Here is a 2814-nt window from a genome sequence, read left to right on the forward strand (position 1 = left end):
CGCGCCCGCCTCGGCGCGTACGCCGAGGCGGGGCGGTGCGAGCTGGTGGAGGGCGACTTCCTCCGGGGCGTGCCCCGGGACGCCGACGTCTACCTGCTCAGCCGGGTCCTGCACAACTGGTCCGACGAGGACGTCCGCGCCGTGCTGCGTAACTGCCGCGAGGCGATGGCCCCCGACGGGCTGGTGCTGATCGCCGAACGCGTCCTGCCCGACGACGGCGCCCCCTGGCTCACGGCCGTCCTGGACGCGCACATGATGGTGATGACCACCGGGGCCGAGCGCACCGAGCGCGAGTACGAGGCGCTGCTGCGTTCGGCCGGGCTGACCACCCGGGGGATCCGCGACCTGCCGCTGGAGATGCGCCTGCTCGTGGCCGGACCGGTGGACGGAGGCGCCTGACCCGCACCGCCCCTCACATGCGCCAGGGCAGGTGGAGCCACGGGCTCTGCGGGTCCTTGGCCAGCACCGCGTGCGCCCGCACCGAGTCGGTGTAGTACGGGCCGAACGCGCCCTCGTCGAAGGCCATCGCCCGTCCCAGCACGAACCCGGCGGACATCTCCTGCCACGACCCGTGGTAGCGCATGGACTGCGCGCCCGCCCGCAGGATGTGCGCGTGCGCCGCGCGCTCGTCGGCGTACCCGGCGTTGACGCCCCACCGCGCGAGGTTGACCGCCCGTCCGAAGTCGTAGGCGCGCACCGTGCGCACCGGCGTGCCCGGGGGCAGCACCCCGTCACGCACCATGCGCTCCTCGTACTCCCAGACCTGCGCGGCCGCCGTCACGAGCTCCTCGTACAGGCCGGGGGCGGCGTTCCGCTCCTGGCACCAGCGCACGATCAGGTCCGGCCAGACACCCGCGTCGAAGGGCCACCCGGGGGCCTGAGCCATGGCCAGGGAGCGCAGGTCCAGCACGATCGACAGCGCCGTCGGGGAGCGCGCGTCGTCGGTCAGGCGGCGCAGCGCCCGGTCCCAGCCCGCGTGGTCGGTGATGCCCCAGGAGTCGCGGAGCTTGTCCCGCTCGTCCTGGGCGTCGCAGCACGAGCACGAGGAGTGCACCGCGTTCCACACCCCGCCGTTGGCCGTGGGCATGTGCGCGCCGGAGGCCAGCGCGTGCGCCATCGGGCCCTGGAAGAACCCCTGCGGGTCGCTGCGGAGCCTGGTCCGCGCGGAGAACAGTCCCATGTCCCCTCGTGTCCTCTACTTCTCTCCGGTGTCGAGCAGGCGGTCGATCCGTCCCGCCTCGTGCCTGGCCGTGACGGCGTGCTCCTCCGAGGCCAGCAGCGACTCGCGCCACTTCTCGGCGGTCTCGGCGACCTGGACGTCCAGCCGCCGCACGGTCGCCTCGGCGGTGTCGCGGGCCTCGGCGCGCCTGGAGCGGTCGATCACCAGCGCGACCCCGGCGCCCGCCGCGGCGGCCACGCACAGGAACCAGACCAGGCCGCTGCCCGAGGTCAGCCCCAGCAGCGCCAGCAGAGCCGCCATGGCGAGGAGGCCCCAGGCGTAGGTCCGGGCGGGGCCGGTGTCGCGCCAGCGCTCGCGCAGCTGGGTGCGGGCGCGCTCCAGCTCCCGGGGTTCGGCGCCGTGGGAGGAGACCGTCACCCGCACGCCCTGCGCCTGGAGGGTCGTGGAGTCCTCCACCGGCGCGGCGGCCTCGCGCACCAGCTCCTCGGCGCGCTCGGCCACGGCCGAGCGCTGCAGGGCCAGGGCGAAGGTGCGGCGGTGGGGCGGCCCGTCCCGGCGGACCAGGTCGTCGCCGAGCAGGGAGGCGACGGTGCCCACGGGGTCGGTCCACCGCCGCGGCGCCGCGCCCTCGCCGCTGCTCTCGATGACCGCGCGCAGTTCGCGGGCGCGGGCCAGCAGCGGGGCCTCCTCGGGGCTGCCCTCCTCTACCAGCAGGCGCAGGGTCTCGTTGAGGAACGCCGCGCTGACCTCGTCGGGGGCGAGCGCGGCGGCGGAGGCGTCCTGCCCGTCGAGCGCGACGACGCGGGCGACGCCCTCGCGCAGCGCGGTGATCCGCCGCGCGGCCTCGGCGCGCCCGGCTAGACCGCCGGTCCGCTTCCCCCGGGAGGCCGGGGCGCCGGGCTTCCCCGCGCCGGAGGCCGGGGAGCCGGGGGCGTCCGCCGCCAGGGCGGACAGGCCCGCGGAGGCCGGGACGCTGACCTGGGCCTCGGACCAGGCGCGCAGCGTGGACAGCAGCAGGTGCTGTCGGGCGTCGTCGCCGAAGGAGCCGTCGGCGGTGAGCAGCCACAGGGCGCGCTGGCCCCGGGTCACCTCCTCGGCGGGGGAGGGCAGGTGCGGGAGCAGGTCGGCGGTCGCGGCGGTGTCCATGGCGCGGGCGTGGCCCGCGCTGGTCAGGGCGGTGGCCAGCGCCGCGAAGTGGCCCGCGCGCTCCGCGTCGCGCCGGGCGGCCTCGTCGAAGCGGACGCGGGCGGTGTCGGTGTCGCCCTCCAGCAGCGCGTGCAGGCCGAGGGCGGCTGGAACCAGCCAGTAGCCGGGGACGTCCTCCAGGTCCAGGAGGGCCGGGGGTACGCCGTCCAGCATCTGGAGGGTGCGGTGGCGGGCCAGGGCGGCTCCGTCGAACATCGCCAGGACGGCGCGCACGTCGCTGAGTTCGATGAAGGCGTCCAGGGAGGCCGAGACGCGGTCCAGCCTCTGTTCGAGGGTGCCCCGGACGCGGGACAGCTCCGAGCGCATGCTGCGGCGTTCGACGGCCATCTGGTAGTGGGCCGAGCCCAGACTCTCCTCCAGTTCCCGGATCTTCCGGTTCTGGGAGTAGTCGATCCAGTCGCTCATGGGGTCCTTTCTCGCGCGGGGCG

General features: G+C 75.9%; 3 protein-coding genes. 1 reads left to right on the plus strand and 2 read right to left on the minus strand.

All coding sequences use genetic code 11. The annotated features are described in order from the left end of the window. The coding region (locus DQW06_RS09055) for a methyltransferase (protein WP_304598507.1) at window positions 1–399 on the plus strand (399 nt) is incomplete at its 5' end. A gap of 13 nt (window positions 400–412) precedes the next feature. On the opposite strand, the gene DQW06_RS09060 is transcribed toward DQW06_RS09055, so the two are convergent. Further along, the gene (locus DQW06_RS09060) at window positions 413–1180 is read right to left on the minus strand and encodes a DUF1266 domain-containing protein (RefSeq protein ID WP_013153562.1); all 768 of its coding nucleotides are present in this window, start codon (window positions 1178–1180) and stop codon (window positions 413–415) included. A 15-nt stretch (window positions 1181–1195) separates the two neighbouring features. After that, window positions 1196–2791 carry a hypothetical protein gene (locus tag DQW06_RS09065; RefSeq protein WP_013153561.1) on the minus strand — a complete coding sequence of 532 codons (1596 nt, stop codon included), beginning with the start codon at window positions 2789–2791 and terminating at the stop codon, window positions 1196–1198. Window positions 2792–2814 lie beyond the last annotated feature (23 nt).

The sequence above is a fragment of the Nocardiopsis sp. TNDT3 genome, from assembly GCF_003427465.1.
GTDB lineage: Bacteria > Actinomycetota > Actinomycetes > Streptosporangiales > Streptosporangiaceae > Nocardiopsis > Nocardiopsis dassonvillei.

Coding starts and splice junctions, on each gene's coding strand:
- DQW06_RS09060 (WP_013153562.1), bottom strand. CDS start 1,180: ATGGGACTGTTCTCCGCGCGGACCAGGCTCCGCAGCGACCCGCAGGGG.
- DQW06_RS09065 (WP_013153561.1), bottom strand. CDS start 2,791: ATGAGCGACTGGATCGACTACTCCCAGAACCGGAAGATCCGGGAACTG.